This window comes from Bartonella sp. AP280QHHD, from assembly GCF_042196125.1.
Lineage (GTDB): Bacteria > Pseudomonadota > Alphaproteobacteria > Rhizobiales > Rhizobiaceae > Bartonella.
Map to the genome: position 1 here is coordinate 47,107 of NZ_JBHIPQ010000045.1, position 22,516 is coordinate 69,622.

General features: G+C 36.7%; 12 protein-coding genes. 3 read left to right on the plus strand and 9 right to left on the minus strand.

Annotated elements, in window-relative coordinates:
* Positions 1–12 precede the first annotated feature (12 nt).
* The 5 genes from ACFIMK_RS06775 to tatA form a co-directional block, all read right to left on the minus strand.
* Positions 13–672: a protein-L-isoaspartate(D-aspartate) O-methyltransferase gene (locus ACFIMK_RS06775; RefSeq protein WP_273791164.1), complete on the minus strand. Its 660-nt coding sequence runs from the start codon at positions 670–672 to the stop codon at positions 13–15.
* Positions 673–805: 133 nt separating this feature from the next.
* The gene (gene serS, locus ACFIMK_RS06780) at positions 806–2,083 is read right to left on the minus strand and encodes a serine--tRNA ligase (RefSeq protein ID WP_375612912.1); all 1,278 of its coding nucleotides are present in this window, start codon (positions 2,081–2,083) and stop codon (positions 806–808) included.
* Between the two features lie 61 nt (positions 2,084–2,144).
* Positions 2,145–2,927 (minus strand): twin-arginine translocase subunit TatC, encoded by a 783-nt coding sequence (gene tatC, locus ACFIMK_RS06785; protein WP_375612913.1) that lies wholly within the window; start codon positions 2,925–2,927, stop codon positions 2,145–2,147.
* Positions 2,924–3,328 carry a twin-arginine translocase subunit TatB gene (locus ACFIMK_RS06790; RefSeq protein WP_375638106.1) on the minus strand — a complete coding sequence of 135 codons (405 nt, stop codon included), beginning with the start codon at positions 3,326–3,328 and terminating at the stop codon, positions 2,924–2,926. Before ACFIMK_RS06790 ends, tatC begins: the two co-directional genes overlap by 4 nt.
* 55 nt (positions 3,329–3,383) lie before the next feature.
* On the minus strand, positions 3,384–3,686 hold the full coding sequence (tatA, locus tag ACFIMK_RS06795) for a twin-arginine translocase TatA/TatE family subunit (RefSeq protein ID WP_375612915.1): 303 nt from the start codon (positions 3,684–3,686) through the stop codon (positions 3,384–3,386).
* Between the two features lie 1,643 nt (positions 3,687–5,329).
* Here tatA and ACFIMK_RS06800 point away from each other — a divergent pair.
* The 3 genes from ACFIMK_RS06800 (at position 5,330) to pgsA (ending at position 9,226) form a co-directional block, all read left to right on the plus strand.
* The gene (locus ACFIMK_RS06800) at positions 5,330–6,193 is read left to right on the plus strand and encodes a 23S rRNA (adenine(2030)-N(6))-methyltransferase RlmJ (protein WP_375612916.1); all 864 of its coding nucleotides are present in this window, start codon (positions 5,330–5,332) and stop codon (positions 6,191–6,193) included.
* Positions 6,194–6,592: 399 nt separating this feature from the next.
* Positions 6,593–8,572, plus strand: a complete 1,980-nt coding sequence (gene uvrC / locus ACFIMK_RS06805; protein WP_375638105.1) for an excinuclease ABC subunit UvrC — start codon at positions 6,593–6,595, stop codon at positions 8,570–8,572.
* Positions 8,573–8,644: 72 nt separating this feature from the next.
* The gene (gene pgsA, locus ACFIMK_RS06810; RefSeq protein ID WP_273723320.1) at positions 8,645–9,226 is read left to right on the plus strand and encodes a CDP-diacylglycerol--glycerol-3-phosphate 3-phosphatidyltransferase; all 582 of its coding nucleotides are present in this window, start codon (positions 8,645–8,647) and stop codon (positions 9,224–9,226) included.
* 329 nt (positions 9,227–9,555) lie between these two features.
* Here the strand turns inward: pgsA and ndk are convergent, their stop codons facing one another.
* The 4 genes from ndk to bafA (ACFIMK_RS06830) all read right to left on the minus strand — a co-directional run bounded on the left by ndk (position 9,556) and on the right by bafA (ACFIMK_RS06830) (position 22,134).
* Complete coding sequence (gene ndk, locus ACFIMK_RS06815; protein WP_375612918.1) at positions 9,556–9,978, minus strand: nucleoside-diphosphate kinase; 423 nt, start codon at positions 9,976–9,978, stop codon at positions 9,556–9,558.
* A 267-nt stretch (positions 9,979–10,245) separates the two neighbouring features.
* Positions 10,246–12,855, minus strand: a complete 2,610-nt coding sequence (gene bafA, locus ACFIMK_RS06820; protein WP_375683098.1) for a BafA family autotransporter — start codon at positions 12,853–12,855, stop codon at positions 10,246–10,248.
* Between the two features lie 841 nt (positions 12,856–13,696).
* Positions 13,697–16,261, minus strand: a complete 2,565-nt coding sequence (gene bafA / locus ACFIMK_RS06825) for a BafA family autotransporter (RefSeq protein WP_375681764.1) — start codon at positions 16,259–16,261, stop codon at positions 13,697–13,699.
* Positions 16,262–16,623: 362 nt separating this feature from the next.
* Positions 16,624–22,134, minus strand: coding sequence for a BafA family autotransporter (bafA, locus tag ACFIMK_RS06830; protein WP_375693534.1), 5,511 nt, complete (start codon positions 22,132–22,134; stop codon positions 16,624–16,626).
* Between the last annotated feature and the right edge of the window lie 382 nt (positions 22,135–22,516).

Consider the following 22,516-nt stretch of genomic DNA (forward strand, 5'->3'; position numbering starts at 1 on the left):
AGCTTTTAAAAATTAAAGTATCTCCGCAATGCCTTTAATAAAAGGTTGGTAACGCACTTGGAACAGTTCTAAACACTCAAATCGACTACCAATTTTTGTATAGCGCGTCACCGTTTGTACCCCTTCGTCAGGTCCTATCGCCTGAATGAGAATTCCATTTTCAGCTAAAAGTTCTAAAAATTCCTTTGGTTCATCAAAACGTGATGGCCAAATAAGAATGCGATCAAATGATCCTAAGCCTGTCACGCTATGACTTCCATCAATCTGCCGTATAACAATATTTTCAATTCCTAAAGTTTGAAATTTTTGGCGTGCTAAATCAACAAGCGTTTTATAACGATCAATCGTTGTCACACGGTCACTCAGACATGCCATAAGAGCAGTACAAAAACCAGATCCTGTACCAATTTCTAAGACACGATGCCTTTTTTTCAACGATAATGCCGAAAGAATTAAGAGTTGTTCTTCCAAACGTTCCATATATTCACCACACTCAAGGGGAATAACTTTATTATCATAAGCACTATTGAACCAAGGAGCAGCAACAAACTGTTGACGCGGAATTTTCTCTAATGCCGAAAAAAATCGCACGTCATCAATGCCTTTGCTACGCATTTTCAGTACAAGAGCGGCTAACTCCTCACGAAATTGTAAAATACCCTTTTGCCCCATAGTATCATTCAATCTCCAATGGAGGTGCACTTTTATCATACTGACAAACTGCTTCTTTTAAAATGGCAAAAACTTGCGTCTGTGTATCATCACCTCTTGGCAATAAACGCATATTGTCTCTCCTTTCGTAAAATTAAGCAGTAATACAGCGCATGCCTCCCATATAAGGTTGTAAAACATCTGGAATAATAATTGATCCATCAGCCTGTTGATAATTTTCAAGTACGGCAATAAGACAACGTCCAACAGCCGTACCAGAACCATTAAGGCTATGAACAAAATGCAATTTTTTATCGCCTTCTTTACGATAGCGCGCATTCATACGGCGACCTTGAAAATCTCCACAAACTGAACAGCTAGAAATTTCACGATAACATTCTTGACCAGGAAGCCAAACCTCGATGTCATAGGTTTTACGCGCTGCAAACCCCATATCACCCGTAGAAAGAACCACTGTGCGAAAAGGCAAACCAAGCCGCTTTAATATATCTTCTGCACATTCCGTCATACGTTCCAATTCAATTAAAGACTGCTCTTCACTGGTAATCGAGACCATTTCAACTTTCCAAAATTGATGCTGACGCAACATACCGCGCGTATCACGACCGGCTGCTCCCGCCTCTGAACGAAAACAGGGAGATAAAGAAGAAAATCGCAGTGGTAAATCTGATATTTCAAGAATTTCATCGTTGACCAAATTGGTTAATGGCACTTCTGCTGTGGAAATAAGCCATCGACCATCTGTTGTACGAAAAAGGTCTTCAGCAAATTTCGGTAATTGTGCTGCTCCGTAAACAATCTCATCACGAACAAGAAGAGGTATTGAGACTTCTGTGTAACCATTCTCATTGACATGCACATCAAGCATAAACTGGCCTAATGCTCGTTCTAGCCGTGCTAATGCCCCTGAAAGTACTGTAAAACGTGTTCCAGACAAACGACTAGCTCGTTCAAAATTCATCTGTTTGAGATCTTGACCAAGATCAAAATGTTCCTTTGGTGTAAAATTAAATGTTGGAGGTGTACCAAAATGTCGAATGACGACATTATCACTTTCATCTTTACCTTCTGGAACATCATCTAATGGAATATTTGGAAGTGCTGAAAGAAGTTTCTCAAGACTCTCCGTCAGCTGTTTTTCTTCCACTGTTGCAGAGGAAAGAAAAGCTTTAATCTCTTCAACTTCAGCCCTAAGACGTTCAGCCATTTGCTGATCCGATACCGCTAAAGCCTGTCCTATTTCCTTTGAAACAGCATTGCGACGTTCCTGCGCCAATTGCACCTTAGCAATATACGACCGACGTGCAAGATCAAGTTGTATTAACCTTTCAGCTTGTGGCTCAAGACCTCTACTTACGAGTGCTTTATCTAATTTCTCAGGATTGTCACGAATCCACTTAATATCAAGCATAAAAATTCCTCATTTATATTGTTTTTATTCATTCCTTATCGCATAAGATTATACACTTTTCTTAAGCGGATTTTCTTCTCTTTTCTATACTGTAAGCAATTAAAATTGAAATCTCGTAAAGTGCTATCGTTGGTAAAGCCACTGCAAACATCGTAAAAAAATCCGACGGCGTTATGATTGCCGCTATGATAAAAGAGAGCAAAATAGCCCATTTTCGTTTAGACGCCAAATCATGAGATGTTACAAATCCAATTTTTGTTAAAAGACTGATGACAAGAGGTAATTGAAAAATCAAACCAAAAATTAGGATAAACGATGTCATAAAGCCCAAATAATCAGAAATACGCACTATAAACTCTATTTTTAAATGAACATCTGGAAGAAATTGTTGAGAAAGGCTAAACCATAGTATTATTGGCGCTAATAGACCATAAACAAACGCTCCCCCAATACAAAATAAAATAGGCCCCCCAATGAGAAATGGTAAAAAAGCCATACGCTCATTTTTATAAAGCCCTGGTGCAATAAAACTATAAAACTGAAAAGCCGTATAGGGAAAAGATAAAATAATTCCCCCAAAAACAGAAAGCTTCATCTTCGTTAAAAAAGTTTCCCATACTTGCGTTGATTGTAAACGAATCCCCTCAGGATTACCCTCTGCTATTTTCATTGCCCACTGATATGGCCATAGTAAAAAATTTAAAATATAATCTTTAACAAGAAAACACATCATAAAAGCGATCATAAATGCAACCAAGGCAGAAATAATTCGCTGACGAAGTTCAATTAAATGTTCTAAAAGTGGAGCCATATTAGCATCAACTTCATCTTTCTTAACATTCATGACATATCTTCTTTATCTTTAGAAGCAATAGATACTGTCGTATCTTTATTGGTTACGTTTTGATCACATTCCAAAATTTCTTTATCTTTTTTTGATTTATGATGTGTTTCCTTAACATCCCAATTATCGTGGATATCCTCTAATATATTTTGAGTGGGATCAAAAGTTTCTGCCAACTTCTTGCTTGAATCGCTAATATCCGAACATACTTTTTGCAAATTATCGCGCTCGATTTGTTTTATTACATCATCAAACTGATGACGAAGTTCATTTGCTGTTGAATACACATACGCTCTTATCTTTGCTACTGTCTTTAATATTTTAGGTAAATCTTTTGGTCCAACGACAATGATGAGAACAAGTAAGATTACGATAAACTCTGGTCCGTCAATCCCAAACATCTCTTAATTCGACTTTCTCATCAAAAAATATTGCACAATGATGATTGCGTTTTTGTTACTGTTTTTTAGCAACAGATGTTTTGCTTTTTTTAGAAGCAGAAGAAACCTTTCTGCGCGCTGTTGCATGTTTTACCGATAACGGCTGAGATTGTTGAGATTCTACATCAATCATTTGGGAAGTAGGAGCCATTTCAACTTTATCCTCAATGCTATCATCTTCTTCTTTCATATTTTTTTTGAAGGCTTTAATTCCTTTAGCAACATCGCCCATTAATTCAGAAATTTTACCGCGACCGAAAAGCACAAAGATAATCAATAAAATTATAATTAAATGCGTTGGTGAAAAAATATTACCCATTATTCTCTCTAACTTTATGCTTTTAAATTTGATTTCATTTATTCATGCTTCCTCTGAAGGAGGTATCAAATATAATATCTTACTTATATATTTTCTTCTTAACTTAAAAGCAATTACACGCTTTTATTGCAAAAAGAACTTTTTATCCTCTCATCCTTTTTTAGCGTATTATAACACAAACCATTCAAAAATGATAAACCACTTCATACAAAGTTCAAAACACTTAAAAACTTTTCTAAAATAACTTCATCTGATCTCTTAGGTTACTCATCTTCCTGTAAATACTATAGCCAATGTCTTTCCTTTTAAACAATGTTGTACGTATCATTACAAACATTTCCGCCAAATTATCCTTTACTGATAAAAATCATAACATGCTGTAAAACATTTTACGTATTCAATTAAAAAAATCAGAAAGAAAAATCTCTAAAAAACTTTCTTAACACATCATCAGTCTCTTCAAAAACGATCATCTTACGCACAACATTTACTCTTTGCGTTGGGGTGGGAATTTTATCATCCATTATTCCATATACAATACGAAATATGAGCCATCATCGTATTCAATTAAATATCTGTCGTGTAAATAAAACTATTAGCGGAAAGAGTAAAAATGTACTTTATGAACCAACTCAAGTGCCAAGAGGTATGGCAATACTGCTAAAAAATAAAAAAGGTACCAGCTTGTGCCTTTATTCAGTAAAATACCTCCATATAACCAGCTCTCTAAGCCACTGTATGCTCTAACTATTACAAGTCTCCGGATTCTGGGCATGCGTTCTCATAATATCATGTGTTTAACCTATCTCAGTATTGAAAACAGAATGGGCATGAATAGAAAATTACATTCAATCAAAAGCATGGTATAGAAGCATAATCCATATAAAAAGAATTTCTTATCCTAGCCTTTTTTATAAGATTACCTCATAAAGCCGCTCGATAATACAGTGTTAGAGATAGATAAACCTATTTACTTTAGTTTAAAATTCCTCATTTTGATTGAGATAGCTTGCAGAGCACATATCAATTTTCAAAAGTTTTATTTTAGCATCATACACAATAACCTAGCTATTTAGCGTGTATAATGTAAAGCTTTGGCTCCGCTTAAAGCAATGAAATTCATTCACACTTTTACAAAAATCTATCACTATAACACCAGCACTTTATTGCTCTATCCATAATTTTACGCTTGCTAAAAAACTTATAAATGTAACAATGTTTTTATCAAGCATTTGAAATTCTTTAATCTTTAAACAAGCAAATTGATGAATGAATTTGAAAGATACCCTTCAATTTTCAACAAACTTCACTAATATTCTCGTTAATTGAGTGTTTTTTATAGTCTTCCTAGAAGAGTCCGCGATCATAAAAAATTTCTCTTACAACATAAATATCTCTATTGAAATGTTTGATCTCTTCTTGTCTATCTTTCATATAAAAAATTTAAAATTTTAACGATTAATCTCATAATATAAAAATAGCCTTGTGAATAAATGCTCCAATGACATTAATATTTTTTCTGTAGTGTATAATTTGGGAGTGAGGGTATTGTTTGATTTCTACAAGAGTATTTTTATGGATATCAATTCTATTATTCTATGCTAATAATCCGGTACAGTTATACATATGATAGAGTTTACTCCATGAATTATCGGCATATTTATCATGCTGGCAATTTTGCTGATGTTTTTAAACACATTATTGTCACTCGCATTGTAGAATATCTCAAACGCAAAGAAAAAGCTTTTCGCGTTATAGATACGCATGCTGGAATCGGTATTTATGACCTTTCTTCTTTAGAAGCACATAAAACAGGAGAGTGTCGCGAAGGTGTCCAACGACTTTTTTCAACTCCTATCCCAGAAGATTTAAGAACACTCCTTTGTCCATGGTGTGATATCATTGATGCCCTCAATAAAGGGGAAAAAGAAATTGTATTTTATCCTGGATCTCCTGTTCTTATTCGTCAATTATTACGGAAACAAGATCGCCTCACCGCAATAGAATTGCACAATGAAGATTATCATATTTTAGCAAAAAACTTTGCAGGAGATTATCAAACAAAAGTTCTGCATTTAGATGGTTGGCTTTCCTTAAATGCTCATGTACCACCAAAAGAAAAACGTGGGTTTATCCTTGTTGACCCTCCCTTTGAAAAAACTGGAGAATTTTCCCGCCTTATTGATGGATTAACGAAAGCCTATCGTCGCTTTTCTGGAGGAATCTACGCTTTATGGTATCCTGTTAAATATGACAAAGAAATTGAAAGTTTTCTTCACGCGCTTTATCAAACCGGAATTCCTAAGATTCTACAGCTTGAAATGCGTATCCGAAAAAGTTCAAGTCCACCGACAATGAATGGAAGTGGTATGATTATTATTAACCCTCCCTACCTTTTGGAAGAAGAAATGAAAAAACTCAGCCCCTTTCTTATCAACCGTCTGGGACAAGATGAAAATGCCCAAATAACGCATAAGTGGCTTCAAAAAGAACATCTGTTATGTTAGATCTTTCTCTGATATTTTTTCTAAATCAAATATCATGTTGTAAAATACAAAGGCATTAAATGATAAAGTTCTTTGATTCTTTGGATAATACCAACATATTATAATGGTAAGCTAATAACGATCAGCGTGAATTAATTTTTTTCCTTTTAGAAAGTCTATCCTCTTAATCATCATGGATTTCTTATTTCAATCATTTTAATGGATAAATTGGGCAAATTCATAAAGCTGTCTTAGAATAACAACTCTCATATTTTTTATGAAAGATCGGCTCTCTAAAATCATACTCTTATGTTATAAGATATTATTTATAGAAAAAAATTATAAAGACATAAATAATCATTATTTAATAAAAAAGAATATTTCATATATTAAACAAACAACATATTCGTAACAAACGGAATGGTCCTGAAAAATAATACAAATTGTCCGCAAAATGAACGGGAAAAACTTTCTTTTCTCTCTAATGTTACATGGCATAATGCCAATCAAAGCAATGAGAAAAATCAGTTCCAAGGTATCAAATTCATACAAGAGTTTGTTAGACACCTTCCGCATAAGCCAGGGGTTTACCGGATGATTGGTGAAAATGGTGATATTCTTTATGTTGGCAAAGCCCGTAATCTCAAAAAACGTGTTTCAAACTATACACGTGAACAAGGACACAATAATCGTATTACCCGCATGATTCGTGCAACATATCATATGGAATTTATCGTCACCCATACAGAAACAGAAGCACTCCTTTTAGAAGCCAATCTCATCAAAAGATTGCATCCACATTTTAATGTACTCCTGCGTGATGATAAAAGTTTCCCTTATATTATGATTACAGATGATCATCGAGTGCCTGCACTTTACAAACATCGTGGTGCTCGAACACGAAAAGCTCACTATTTTGGTCCTTTTGCTTCTGCTGGTGCAGTGACACAAACAGTTCATGTTTTACAACGCGCCTTTTTATTACGAACCTGTACTGATTCAGTTTTTGAAAACCGTACACGCCCCTGTTTGCTTTATCAAATTAAGCGATGTTCTGCACCTTGTACTCATGAAATTAGTGACAGTGATTATAAAGAACTGGTGAAAGGAGCAAAAGCGTTCCTTTCGGGAAAAGATCAATCTATTAAAAGCGATATGGTTCAAGCTATGCATAAAGCCGCAGAAAATCTTGATTTTGAACAAGCAGCTTCCTATCGTGACCGCTTATCAGCCCTTTCTCACATACAAAGCCATCAAGGTATTAATCCTCAAACGATAAAAGAAGCGGATGTATTTGCAATTGCGCAAAAAGAAGGAATGACCTGTATTCAAGTGTTCTTTTTTCGCATGGGGCAAAATTGGGGAAACCGTGCCTATTTTCCTAAAGCAGATCCCTCTTTTTCCCGCACTGAAATTTTAGCGAGTTTTCTTGCCCAATTTTACGATGATAAACCACTTCCCAAAAGCATCCTTTTATCTGAAGAAATTGAAGAAAAGGCACTTCTTACAGAAGCATTTAGTCTCAAAGCAAACCACAAAGTATCCCTCTCTTTACCTAAACAAGGTGAACGGAAAACTCTTGTTAATCGTGCCTATCTCAATGCTCATGAAGCACTTGAACATAAGCTTTCTGAAACAGCCACCCATACAAAATTGCTTCAAGGTCTTGCTAAAACATTCCAACTACCTTTTCCTCCACACCGGATAGAAGTCTATGACAATTCTCATATCATGGGAACAAATGCTGTAGGGGCTATGATTGTTGCTGGTCAAATGGGATTTATTAAAAATCAATATCGAAAATTCAACATTCGCTCAACAGATATCACGCCTGGCGATGATTTTGGCATGATGAAAGAAGTGATTAAACGAAGATTTTCACGCCTTATCAAAGAGCATGATCTGCCAAATAGAAGTCATAACATAAAAGATGATGATCTTTTTCCCATTTGGCCTGACCTTATCTTAATCGATGGTGGTGAAGGACAAATCAACAGCGTACATGCAATACTTGCTGAATTACAATTAAATGATCTCTTCACAGTTGTTGGAATCGCCAAAGGTGTTGACCGTCATGCGGGACGTGAACGATTTTTTATAAAAGGTATTCCCCCCTTTACACTTCCTCCACGTGATCCTATCCTCTATTTTTTGCAACGTCTGCGTGATGAAGCACACCGTTTTGCGATTGGAACTCATAGGATAAAACGAAAAAAAGCAACATTCAAAAACCCACTTGATGAAATCGAAAATATCGGTCCGACAAGAAAGCGTGCATTGCTTCATCATTTTGGAAGTGCCAAAGCTGTTGCTAGTGCCTCATTTGAAGATTTAAAAAAAGTTACGGGAATCTCTATGACAATTGCACAAAAAATTTATAACCATTTTCATGAAAAATAGGCTTGTTTCATAACCTTCGCCTTGTTACGTTTAGGAAATATATTCTCTTTCACAAGAATTAAAAATGGCTCCATGAAAAATCATACTTTTTCTTTTCCAAATATTTTAACTTATGCACGAATTGTTGCAGTCCCAATGGTTGTTGCATGCTTTTTTTTAGAAGGGCGACTACAATCAAGTGATATCACTCGCTGGATTGCTGTTTCTATTTTTATCGTTGCATCCATTACTGACTTTCTTGACGGTTACCTTGCTCGTATTTGGGAACAAACATCCAATATTGGTCGCATGTTAGATCCAATTGCCGATAAACTTCTCGTCTCTGCTTGTTTGCTCTTGCTTGCCGCAGACAGTACCATCGCTGGGTGGACTCTATGGGCAGCTATTATCATTCTTTGCAGAGAAATTCTTGTATCAGGATTACGTGAATATTTGGCGGAGTTAAAAGTTAGTGTTCCTGTCTCTCGTCTTGCAAAATGGAAAACTTTTGTACAGATGATCGCTATTGTATTTCTTTTAGCTGGACCAGCCGGTAATAAAATTTTCCCTTACACAGTAGAGTTTGGCATTACTATGCTGTGGATTTCTGCCCTCCTTACATTGTGGACAGGGTGGGATTATTTTCGTGCAGGTTTAAAACACGTTATCCTATGAATAGTATGGAATTTTATAATGATGATTTATCTTTTTGTACTTAAATAAGAGATGAGAATAGCATAAGATTGATTTATTTTTATTAATGATAGATCAATAAAATGCTTTTTTGCACATTACAAATAAGGGAGACGTGTAGATAAAAGCTATTCAAAAAAGAGTAAATAGCCTTTATATTTTCGTAAAAGCAGCTGCAATATTAAAAGCTAAAAAAACGATTAATGCTCCATATGCTTTCAAAAAAATCTATAATCTCATAAGCAAAAAACCGAAATATAGTGTTTCGGATTTTTGCTTCTTATATACGCTTTATTATTATAAACGCTTTATTAACCAACAATTTCTACCTCAGGAAACCAAAAGGCGATTTCTGTTTTTGCCGTTTCAGCACTATCGGATCCATGGACAGAATTTTCGCCAATCGATAAAGCATGAACCTTACGAATTGTCCCTTCTTCTGCATCACTAGGATTCGTAGCCCCCATTACTTCACGGTTTTTAGCTATTGCATTTTCACCTTCCAAAACTTGTACAACGGTTGGACCAGAAGACATGAATTCAACCAATTCACTAAAAAAAGGACGTTCTTTATGAACAGCATAAAATTTTTCAGCCTCACGTTTGCTCATCCAGACACGTTTAGACGCAATAACACGTAGCTCCGCATCCTCAAGCATTTTAGTAATTGCGCCAGTCAAATTACGACGGGTTGCGTCTGGTTTAATCATCGAAAAAGTACGCTCTAAAGCCATTTAACCACCTTTATTTCATTTATAATATTCTCTAGCCATTTCTATAGCGAGCAAGGAGCCCTTTGCCAAGTGACTCTGCAAAAATCTATACAAATTCTCAAAAATATAGAATGAATTATAAAGAAGACTTTAATAAAAACACCTGCAATTGCTCATCCCATCATAAAGATGCGCTACCGCTCCTTAGCAAATGTTGAACTTCTTTTATATTCCTCAACGCTTTCCATCAAAATTATCATTGAGATCAATTAAAAAATAACCATATCGTTAGAAACGATAGCGTACACCTAAAATACCCTGAAAGGACTGTTTTGTTTTACGCCCTTTAATATAATGGGCCTCACCATATAACTTTAACTTCTCACTCACTAAACTGCTTAAACCTATTCCTAATTTACCTGCATTCCCCGACAAGTCAGTGGTAAATGGATGGCGTTGATTAATTAACGTTTGATTGTCATCTTTATTCTCACGCAACCATGCTGCTGTAATATACGCAAGCGATGAGGAATCCATGTGAGAACCAAATTCATATCCTAAAGATAAGCCAACCTCACTGCGTAATGAAGTGAATGGACGCATGTCACCTGTCATGTCATTCGATAACTTGATTTCTTTACCCTCAACTTGTAACCATGTAAATTGTCCATAAGGCTGTAACCAACTGTTCTTTGACGTCTTAAGTCGATAACCAACTTCAAAGGAAGTTCCCAATGCCCTTTGAGTATATGTTCCTTCAATCTCTAAACCATTCGTTGAAACGGCTTTTAGAGTATTTTGATAATGATTGTATTTTAAAATACCATCGAGATACCATCCACTATGATCAAAATAAGTGACATAAGCACCAATACCATAAGTATTGATTCCACTGTTACCCCCCCGTGCATGCGCAACACGGGCACGATCATAACTGCTAAAACCACCTATATAAAACTCTCCATTTTCCCACTCGCTTAAACCATTGATCCCCAAAACGATACCGGTCTGATCCAGTTTAAAATCTATATGCTCTGTCGCAATGCTCTCTTTAGATTTAATCGCATAGGTCCATAAAGCTGCATTCTTTTTACTTTTATCTAGAATTCCTCTTCCCGCACGTACAGTTTGCATTTCATTGTGAAAAACCATCGCTGGAGCCGCAGACATAGACAATACCGCATCTGTAGAGGGAGTAGTCAAAAAGTGAGAAACTGAAAGTTTCTCACTCAATTGTGGAAAAGGGTGTTCTTTATGAACTGGACGCAAAGTCATTTGATCGGCTAAAGATTGAGAAGAGGTTGAAACAGCAGTTTGTTGTTTTTCATCAGAAAAAGGATGAAGACCTGATAGAGGAAACGCTACAAGAGTCTGATTTTCTTGAGAGGGAGATACAGAAACACTAGAGACATTCTGTGCCCCTCTTAAATGACGTGGAGGACGTTGCTTGGGCATCTCTTTTTTAGTAGGTGAACGAAGACTGGTGTTTTTCTCTCCAGAAGAGGCGGCTTGATCAGACTGTGTACCACTCCTTGCAGATAATGGAAGAGGAGTCTTCGCTTTCTTATTCACACACTGTACCTCAGTATCCGAACGTCCCATATCTTCAGAAGCTCTAGATAAATACCAAATTGTAGAATGACCACTAGAATCAGCACATCTTTCTCTCTTCAGCAAGCGATACTGATAGGTTCCACCATCAACAGCTGTAATGTCCGTCCCCGAAAGGTCTGCCAGAGTAAAATTAGCACCTCCCTCTTGGCTTTTATCGGTAATTAAATTGACTCCGCTAACTAAACCATTCCTTTGTAGGAGAGAATCTGTAATTTCCCGACCAGAATCTGTAACACTTACTTTGTGGTTACCGGCACCATTATCGATCAACAAATAATCGCTATTATAATCTCCCATAGCATTTATATTAAAACGAAAATGTAAATCCCCTGAAAGTTTCTCAACATGAAGCGAAATATGTCGTGGATCATACGGAATAGAAGTAAAAGTAACAGTCCCTCCATTACCACCTAAATCTTTAATTTTAATCTGAGGTTTATGCTGGGTATCCCGTTCACCAATCTCAAATATTATTTCATCAGGTTTTATTATTTCATCAGTTTTTCTTTCTATAGGAATGCTTTTCTTGGTGATATGGTTTGTTGAATCACCTGCAAACAAATAAAGTTCTCCATGATGATTAACCCTTACTTCCCCAACGACTTCTTTTACACCAACATGTAGCCACGATTTGGCAAAATCCGTAATTGTTAAAGTATCTACAAATCCTATAGGATATACAACTTGAGTAGCTCGATCCTTCAAAGTAGTTTTCACCGATTCTCCTAACGCTAAGACATGCTGTCTCCCATTCCCAGAGACCTCAGCATACATTGATTTTCCCCCCTCTTTTCTTTGTCCTGCATAAAGATTTTGTTCTCCGTTATCTCCCACTTTCGTATACCAAGTCTCTGCCCCATCATACACATTCTGCTGCCCTATTGCTCCATCTCCACCAGTAACTGTGGAATTATATGCACTACTTCGTCTAACCACGAGTGTAAGATCAATATTTGGCTCTTCATGAATAAACTGCTGACCTCCCAAAATTTTGGCGCTCATTGCAATTCCTGCTCGTGTAACTATTTGCATCCCTCCTTTTTTAATAGTGGACCCCACGGAAGTTTTTCCATTCTCAACAAGCTCTACATCACCATATTCAATCGTAATATTATTTTTGAAAAAACTAGCAATCAGTTCTAAATTTTTTTCTTCCTCTTCTCTATTTCCCACATCTGTTGCTCTTGTTAGCACTCTATTCCTACTCTCAACTACACTTGCAGATTGCAAAAGACAACTACTGATCATCAATACTGAAAAACTTAATTTGTATTTATACCGCATTATCCACACTCCACTCTCAATTATTTAGAAAAATACCCCGCGACTACATAGATAGCTCATTTTAGATTGTATCATAATGTGTTTTATTTATGTCTAAATACAATTTTTTAGTGTATTTTTTTAATTTAAACAACTTAAAGTTGTTTATCTATAAACCACTAAAAAACTCTAACTTAAGGCAGAAAAATTGAATAAAATTCAAAATGTTCACTTAAGTTAAAGGAATAATTTGCATATCTGGAATTATAGATGAAAAAAATGCTCGTGCCCTTTAATGGGGCCCCCTCTTCACGTAAAACAAAACGCCATTGGGTTGTACATTCACTCACTTGTTTTAAAGAGACATCTCTCAATGCACTCAAGCCCATTTCGCCACGTCATCCATGAATGATATACCGGTAAAGCCATTGACCCCCCCCAATCTTTACGCTTATGAAGAAGCGAGCCGATATCATCATACACTTTTCCAGCCCTAAAATGTTGCAACGCGACACCCTTTGGTACTTGAGGCAGTTTATAAGAGGTATTTTTAGTTCTTTCTTGTACAATTTTTATCCACGCAGGCTTCCCTGCTTGTGACGTGCAAGAAAATGGTTTTGATTGATTCAACATAAACAGATTTGGAATGAGAGAATCCTATGATTTTCGCGACTCTCATTCAACATGCATAGAAATGAATTATTATTATAAATTCAGTATGTTGCCTTTAAAAGAGAGAGTATAAAGACATTTCTACTATTTGAGAAAGTCCTTACACTCTCGAGAAGACATAGCCGAACGTTATCTGTTTAAGTTTGCAAAACAATTACATTTGTAAAGTTAATCAGCCATGCACACATATTTAGAAACTATAGCGTAATCCTAAAATACCTTGAAGAGCATTCTTAATCTTATGTCCTTTTAGATAATGTGCTTCCGCATAAAGTGTTAGTTTATCATTGACCGAACCGTTTAAACCAATTCCCAATTTACCCGCACTGCCTGATAAATCTGTAATAAATTTATACTGGTTATTAATTGTCGTATAATTATTATTTATATTCTCACGCAACCAAGCTGCCATAATGTAAGCTGTTAATGAAGTTTCTGAACTCACAAAAAATTCATGTCCTGCAGTCAATCCAACTTCACTGCGGAATGAAGTTAATGGGCTTAGATCACCTATCATTCCATTGGAAAGTTTTATTCTTTTACCTTCAACCTGCAAACCTGTTAGCTTGATATAAGGCTGCATCCAAGTATTCTGTGCCGGTTCAAAATAACAACCAATCTCAAATGATCCACCTATCGCCCACTGATTGTAATGACTTTGAATGGCTAAACCATTCGTTGATATGGCTTTCAAATTATCTCGGTAATAATTATATTTCAAAACACCATCCATATACCATCCACGATGATCAAAATAAGTTGCGTAAGTTCCAATACTATAAGAGCTCAAATCGCTGTCACCACCTCGTGCATGAGAAATACGTGCTTGATCATAACTCCCGAAACCACCAACATACAACTCTCCATGCCTTAATTCACTCAACTGATCAGCACCAAAGACTAAACCTGTCTGCCCAAGCTTAAAGTGTGTATGGCCTGTCGCAACACGTTCTCTGCTCTTAATCCCATAAGTCCATAGTTCGATATCCTTCTTATTTCTGTCCCAAATTTTTCTACCATTCCGTATAATTTGCAACTCATTATTAAAAATAAGCCCAGGAACTACGGACAACGTTAACACTGCATCTGTAGAGGGGGTTGTTGATGTTTCTCCAGGAAAAAAAGGATTTGTCGGATCTGGTATAGAAGGTTCTGGTCCACTGAGGCGGTCTGCCGATAAAAACCAAACTTTTCCATTTTCATCCTTTCTTTCTTTCAAATCATACATATAAGTTCCACCATCAATGGCGTTAATTTTTTCACCCTTAAGATCTGTCAGCGTAAAATGCGCTCCACCACTTTGATCCGTAATTAAATCACGCTTATTTGAAAAAGGATCCGTGATTTCAACTCCAGAATCAGCAACACTTATTGTATGTTTCCCAGCGCCTTTCTCAACCAAGAGATAATCACCACGGTTATGGGCAATCGTAGTATTGAACGCGAAATGTAAATTTCCTGAAAGATTATTCACATGAAGCTGAGAATAATATGGATCAGAACCTGTAAACGAAAAAATAACACTCCCTTCACCACTTAATTTTTGTATCAAAGAACTTTTTTCATCAAACTCATCAGTAATAGAGTATAGTTTTGTATCTTTTCCATTTAAAATAATATCTTCTACTGTGGTGCGTTGTTGATCATTCCCAGCATAAAGATGGATCTGCCCAGAATGGTTTACCTGTGTCTTGCCTTCTAATGTTGCTCCAGCATGCACCCATGATTTTGTTTGATCATTCATTGTTAGATTTTTTACAGATCCATCAGTATATATTTCCTGAATAGCACTCTCATTTAAAGTGACTCCAATAGCCTGACCGCCTTTTAAGATACGTTGTTTACCACCACCAAAAACTTCTGTGTCAAATGCAAAACCACCATTTTTTGCACTTTGAGACTTTTGTCCAACCTCTTGGACACCCCCTTGCATAACTTTTGTATTCCAAACTTTTCCGCCATCATATACTTTTTGTTGGCCTAGTGTTTCATCTTGACCATAAATGATAGTATGAGAAGCACTACTGCCTTTAATCTCTCCTCCAATATCCCCCTCGCCGAAAACAAGCTGCTCACCGCCATAAATTTTAGTCCCCTCTACTTTCCCTCCATTTCCAACACTTTGGTGCCCGCCTTCTTTAACAACAGCATTTTTCGAAAAACCTTGTTTTCCCTTTAAAGCCTGAACATTTTCAATTCCACCATGTTCAATTTTACTATTCTCACTGAGTCCTCCTGCATACACATAAAGCTCTGCACCATTCCTTACAGTGTTATTAATGGATCGCCCTGGACTATCAATCTCACCATCATTTGAAATGTATGCTTTACCTTCATTATCAAGGATATAATTTTCTAACATTGCCCCATCTTTAATGGAAATAAGTTCAGGCTTTTTAAGGAATGCAGTATTTTGTTCTTGTGCATTATATCCAGCATTGTCACGATGACTGCTGTCAAGCTCCTGTTGACTCGCAAACACTCTAGCACCCTTATCCATGATAAAATCGCTAGGCTTTTTCAAAAAGTCTAATTCATTGCGCGTTCTTACCATGACATCATTAGAGGCTCCAAGTATGCATCTGCCTGTTTTCATATCCTCATTGTATTGATCTTGAAATACTTTATCATTTTCATAACTTGAAGATTGACAAAAAAGTGCTGTTCCCCCCTCATTTGCAGCAGCAGCTTGCACAAAACAGCTGCTCAACATGAGTATCCAACAATGTCGTTTCCATTTATATTGTAGAGCCATATCCTCCCCCCTTCACGCCTGCATAGACACTAAACGTAATTAGCTCTACAAAATATATTTTCAACCTTAGATTGCAACAATCCTTCTTAAAAATCCTCCTTATCTCATAAAAAACCGCTCTTTATAGTTTTTAAATACTTTTTTGATCAAGAATATAAGAGCGCTCTTATAGTGCTTCTTTAGCATTTTCTCGGAGTTTTCTTATCAAAGATAAAAAGTAATGCATAATCAAGTATATAAGGGTATACAGTTTATCATGAACAACGAAGCTGCGTGCTCTGAAAAATTGTTCTCTGAACCTTTAATTAAAGACCTTTAAAAACAATCATATATTTAAAGATAACTAAAAAATAACCATATATTTAGAAACTATAGCGTACACCTATAATTCCCTGAAGGGACTGTTTTGTTTTACGCCCTTTAATATAATGGGCCTCACCATATAACTTTAACTTCTCACTCACTAAACTGCTTAAACCTATTCCTAATTTACCTGCATTCCCTGATAAGTCCGTGGTAAATGAATGCCGTTGATTAATTAACGTTTGATTGTCATCTTTATTCTCACGCAACCATGCTGCTGTAATATACGCAAGCGATGAGGAATCCATGTGAAAACCAAATTCATATCCTAAAGATAAACCAACCTCACTGCGTAATGAAGTGAATGGACGCATGTCACCTGTCATGTCATTCGATAACTTGATTTCTTTACCCTCAACTTGCAACCATGTAAATTGTCCATAAGGCTGCAACCAACTGTTCTTTGACGTCTGAAGTCGATAACCTGCTTCAAAGGAGGCGCCCAGCGCCCATTGCCTATAACTTCCTTCAATCCCTAAACCATTCGTTGAAACTGCCTTTAGAGTATTTTGATAATGATTGTATTTTAAAATACCATCGAGATACCATCCACTATGATCCAAATAAGTGACATAAGCGCCAATACCATAAGTATTGATACCACTGATGCCCCCCCGTGCATGCGCAACACGGGCACGATCATAACTGCCAAAACCACCTATATAAAATTCTCCATTTTCCCACTCGCTTAAACCATTGATCCCCAAAACGATACCGGTCTGATCCAGTTTAAAATCTATATGCTCTGTAACAACACTCTCTTTAGATTTAATCGCATAGGTCCATAAAGCCGTATTCTTTTTACTTTTATCTAGAATTCCTCTTCCCGCACGTACGGTTTGCATTTCATTGTGAAAAATCATCGCTGGAGCCACAGACATAGACAATACCGCATCTGTAGAGGGAGTGGTCAAAAAGTGAGAAACTGAAAGTTTCTCACTCAATTGTAGAAAAGGTTGTTCTTTATGAACTGGACGCACAATCATTTGATCGGCTAAAGATTGAGAAGAGGTTGAAACAGCAGTTTGTTGTTTTTCATCAGAAAGAGGATGAGAACTTCCTGAACCTAAGACTTCAATAACGTGACTTCCAAGAGAGGAAACAGTTGGAGATACAGAAGCTGGGGATCTTTGATTCAAGTTTTGGCGGTTTTTTCTTCGACGTGGCAATTTAATAGCATGCGCTTGTGGTGCTGCAATAGTTGAAAGAGAAAAAACTGATTGATTTTGATTTAAATGCCGCATAGATCTGCTTCTACTACGTGGTAAACTGTTGAGAAATGAAACATTATCAATAAATACTGCAGATAAATACCAAACTTTTTCACCCCCATCCTCATCAATTCTCTGTTTTAAACCATACGTATAGGTTCCGCCATCAATAGTTTTAACATTTGCACCAAAAAAGCTTCTCAGGGTAAAATGTGCGTCACCACTTTGATCAAAAATTAAATCAAGTCCTGCTGAAGAAGGATCAACAATTTCAATACCAGAATCTACGACACTTATTGTATGAAAACCACTCCCATTCTCAATAAAGAGGTAATCACCTTTTCCTTCTGCAAGGCTAACATTAAGGTCAAAATGTAGACTCCCTGCTAGATTATCAATATAAAGCTGAGAGTAATATAAATCATCTTCAGAAGAAGTAAAAATGACTTTTCCTACACCGCTTAACTGCTGAATGCGTGTACTTTTGTCGTCAAACCCACGAGCAACGGAGTATAATTGAGCGTCTTCTCCATTTAATTCAATGTTTTCTACTATAGTTTGTTGACCATCGTCTCCAGCATCAAGATGGAGCCCACCAAAATCCTGAACTTTTATTTCTCCTCCTAATATTGCACCAGGAGAAATCCATGAATTAGCATTATCTTCAATCGTTAGATTCTTTACAATTCCACCTGCATAGACTTCTTGAACACCACCAGTGCGTAAAATGACTGTATTTGCTTCACCTCCTGCTAAAACACGCTGCACACCCTCTGAAAAGATTTCAGCATTTACAGCTAAACCGCCGGCTTTTTCTGCAAAGTTATCATCATTAGGAAACCACTTAGCAAGAGTTTGTACTCCTCCACTCATCACTTTTGTTCCCACAGCCATCCCATCATCATATACATTCTGCTGTCCCGGCGTATCACCTTGACCATAAAGTGTCGTGTTATAAGCACTGCTCCCAACAATTCCACCATTTACATAACCATTTCCGAAAACAAGCTGCTCCCCACCATAAATTTCAGCTCTCAATGCAGAGCCTCCCCCCTCCACTTTTTGTTTTCCACCCTCGTAAATAATCGTAGATTCTGAGACCCCCTGTTCCCCTACAATCTCAGTACCACCATTTTCAATGGTTGTATTTTTACTGAAACCACCAGCTTCAACATAAAGTCTTCCTGATCCCTGAATTGTATTATTAATAGACTTCTTAAGAACACCTTGCTCTCCATCATCAGAGACATAAACTACGTTATCATCACCGAGCAAAGAGCTTTGTAGAATTCCTCCTCCTTCCCCAATGCTGTAATGAATTACATCAGAGATACTAAAATCTTTTGCCGATGTCATATTTTCTTCTTTTTCAGGAAGCTTATCTATAGGCGACTCCACATGAGGTGAAGGAATTACAGGAGCAGAAGTTATTTGTGATGTAGCCAAAGACCAAGTCTTTCCCCCATTATCATCTTTTGTCTTTAAGCCATACATGTAGGCTCCACCATCAATCGTACTCGTCTCTTCACCAGAAAAATCTGTCAGAGTAAAATGCGCATTTCCGCTTTGAACATGAATTAAATCAAGCTCCAAAACTAAATTCTGATCTTGTAGAGGAGAATTGGTAATTTCAACACCAGAATCGATAACGCTTATGGTGTGATTACCTGATCCTTTTTTGATCAGAAGATAATCACCGCGCTGTTCTGCAAAATTAGTATGCAACCTAAAATGTAAACTCCCTGAAAGATCATTGATCTCAAGTTTAGAGTAATGTGGATCAAACACGGTAGAAGTAAAAATAACACGACCATTCCCACTCAGATTCTCAATCAAAGAACTTTCACCATCTATATTAGAGGCAATCGCGTACAATTTTGTATCTCTGCCATTTAAGACAATTTTTTCTACTTCAGTACGAGATTGCTCTGCACCAGCATAAAGATAAATCCGTCCAGAATCATTAACCGTTGTCTTTCCTTCCAATGTTGCGCCACCATGTAACCACGATTGTGCTTGATCCTTAACGGTTAAATCTTTTACATAACCTCCTAAATCTATTGCCTGAAAAGCAGTCCCTTCTAAAAGAACGCCAATCGCGATTCCTCCCGCTAAAACATGTTGCTGTCCACCAGAAAAGACCTTCGTATCAAAGGCAAAACTGCTATAATGGTCTAAATCTTCTTCCACATAAAGATTTTGTACCCCTCCTTCCATGATCTTTGAGCTAAAAACCTCTCCATCATCATACACATTCTGATATCCTCGCACTCCATTCTCACCAGAAACGATAGTGTCATGAGCGCTACTCCTTACCATCTCCCCTTTGATATCAGACTTTCCTGAAACAAACTGCTCACCACCGTAAATTTTAGCCCCTTCAACTTTTCCCCCATCTTTAACCTTTTGTTTTCCCTCTCTCTTAACTGTACTATCCTGTGAAAGACCCTGTGTTCTAACAAGCTCAGTGCCGCCTCTTTGAATTGTTGTATACAAGCTAAAACCACCGTGATAAACGGAGATCTTTCCACCATCTTTAACTGTATTACTAATCGAAGTTTCTCCAGTGCTTTCAACTTTCTCAACGTTACTATCAAAGCTAGGATCAGCAATCGTAACAATCATCCCCTTTTCAATTGTGCGTTCTGTGAGATCCTTCGATAATGAAGCTATAGCAAATGGTTGCAAGCTAAAATCAGAAAATAAAGAGGTATTTGTCTCATCAAGAGCATAATTCGCATCTAAATACCAAATTTTACCAGCCCCCTTATTGTTTCTATGTTTCAAACTATACCGATAGGTTCCGGCATCAATAGCTTTGATTTTTTCACCAAAAGTGTTTGCCAGAATAAAATGAGCATTTCCGCTGCGATCAGAAATTAATTTAAGCTTTTTGTGGGAAGGGATTGTAATTTCACGCCCAGAATCAGCCACACTTATTGTGTGATAACCTGAACCACTTTCTTTAATGACAAGATAATCACTAAGATGCTTGGCAAAGTTGACATTAAAATCAAAATGTAAAGAACCTGAAAGATCATCAATATTAAGCTTAGAGTAATGCTTATTAGTCCCTAAGTACGTAAAAATAACTCTGCCACTTCCAGTTAAATTCTGGATATTAACGTGAGGTTTTTTGCTGTTATCTTCAGGAGCAATAATGTATAGTTTGCTATCTTCTCCATTTAAATTAAGATTTTCTACTTCCGTAACAGCTTCACCATTTCCAGCATAGAGATAGAGGTTGCCAAAATCATTAACATTTGTATCCTTATCTAATATCGCACCGGCAAAAACCCATGATTGTGCTTGATGATTAATGGTTAGATTATCCACGTATCCAGAATCATATATCTTCTGAGTAGCTCTATCGTATAAAGTAACTTCGCTCGCATTCCCTCCTGCAAAGATATTCTGCATACCATTTTTAAAAAGTTCGGTACTCAGTGCAAAAGCCCCCTCATTAATTGTAAAATCTTCATCTTTTATATCGGCTGTATCAGCATCTTCTGAGAAACCGTTATGAAAATTCTCTTTACCATCAAGATTCTGGACACCACCTTTCATAATCTTTGTGTCAACAGCCATCCCCCCACTATAGACACTTTGTATTCCTAGCATTCCATCTGCAGCATGAATTTCAGTGCCATAAGCACTACTTTCCTTATCTTTACGCGACAAACCATCCCCAAGAAACCCCTTACCAAAAATAATCTGCTCACCGCCATGGATTTGAGCCCCTTCTGCATTTGCACCACTCTCAACAATTTGTTTCCCCCCTTTTTTAACAGCGGCATATTCCGAACTGCTCAAGTTTTGGACAAACTCAATCCCACCATGCTCAATTGTCGTATCCCTGCTAACACTTGCTGCATCAATGTAGAGTTTTCCCCCTTCTCTAACCGTATTATTAATGGAATAAGCTGCATCTTTATAGTTAAAGCTATTTATTTCAGAACCTTCAGAGTCACGGTTAGTAATATAGATCGTAGCACCATCGCTTATTATTGAATTTGTGAGTACTTCAAAGAATAGCTTTTCTAATCTCTTCCTTTCCTCTTCTGAAAGATCACTTCCTTCTACTGTCTGTTTATTCTCTATCTTTTTTGATCCCCCCTTTTTTTCTTTTAGTCCCCTCACTTCCGATAACAACTTTCTTGTCTCTTCTAGGTGTTCACTGATACTTACTGGTGTTAATAACTTTTCTCTTGGTGTAGCTACTCCATATGCACTCGCAATCTTGACAAAAAAACCACTGGCCATTACCGCACAAAAACTTAATTTCAATTTGCGTTGCATTATTTACACTCCATAATTTTAAATTTAAATTCTCCCATTTAGAAAAAAGTGCATAGATCAAAACAACACAACGTAATTGCTCAACCTCATGTCTTTTAAGATAGCAAAGCATTCGATGGATTAAGCTCTGACAGATCAAATATACACCATGTGTTTTAAAATGCATGCACAACTAAAAGATTTAATTTGTTTTAGATACACTTTAAAAGTGTTATAATTGCATCCATGAAAAATATTTTTAATATTTTGAGACACTAAACACTGATCTACGAATAAGATTGATCCCTTAATAGATAAAAATGGCATTAAACTTTAAAGGACACAGCAATGTGAATGAGAGCTGCGTTTATAGCCACCTATTGCCATCTTCTACAGCATTTAA

Coding starts and splice junctions, on each gene's coding strand:
- bafA (WP_375693534.1), bottom strand. CDS start 22,134: ATGCAACGCAAATTGAAATTAAGTTTTTGTGCGGTAATGGCCAGTGGT.
- bafA (WP_375683098.1), bottom strand. CDS start 12,855: ATGCGGTATAAATACAAATTAAGTTTTTCAGTATTGATGATCAGTAGT.
- tatA (WP_375612915.1), bottom strand. CDS start 3,686: ATGGGTAATATTTTTTCACCAACGCATTTAATTATAATTTTATTGATT.
- ACFIMK_RS06790 (WP_375638106.1), bottom strand. CDS start 3,328: ATGTTTGGGATTGACGGACCAGAGTTTATCGTAATCTTACTTGTTCTC.
- tatC (WP_375612913.1), bottom strand. CDS start 2,927: ATGAATGTTAAGAAAGATGAAGTTGATGCTAATATGGCTCCACTTTTA.
- bafA (WP_375681764.1), bottom strand. CDS start 16,261: ATGGCTCTACAATATAAATGGAAACGACATTGTTGGATACTCATGTTG.
- uvrC (WP_375638105.1), top strand. CDS start 6,593: ATGGTCCTGAAAAATAATACAAATTGTCCGCAAAATGAACGGGAAAAA.
- pgsA (WP_273723320.1), top strand. CDS start 8,645: ATGAAAAATCATACTTTTTCTTTTCCAAATATTTTAACTTATGCACGA.
- serS (WP_375612912.1), bottom strand. CDS start 2,083: ATGCTTGATATTAAGTGGATTCGTGACAATCCTGAGAAATTAGATAAA.
- ACFIMK_RS06775 (WP_273791164.1), bottom strand. CDS start 672: ATGGGGCAAAAGGGTATTTTACAATTTCGTGAGGAGTTAGCCGCTCTT.
- ndk (WP_375612918.1), bottom strand. CDS start 9,978: ATGGCTTTAGAGCGTACTTTTTCGATGATTAAACCAGACGCAACCCGT.
- ACFIMK_RS06800 (WP_375612916.1), top strand. CDS start 5,330: ATGAATTATCGGCATATTTATCATGCTGGCAATTTTGCTGATGTTTTT.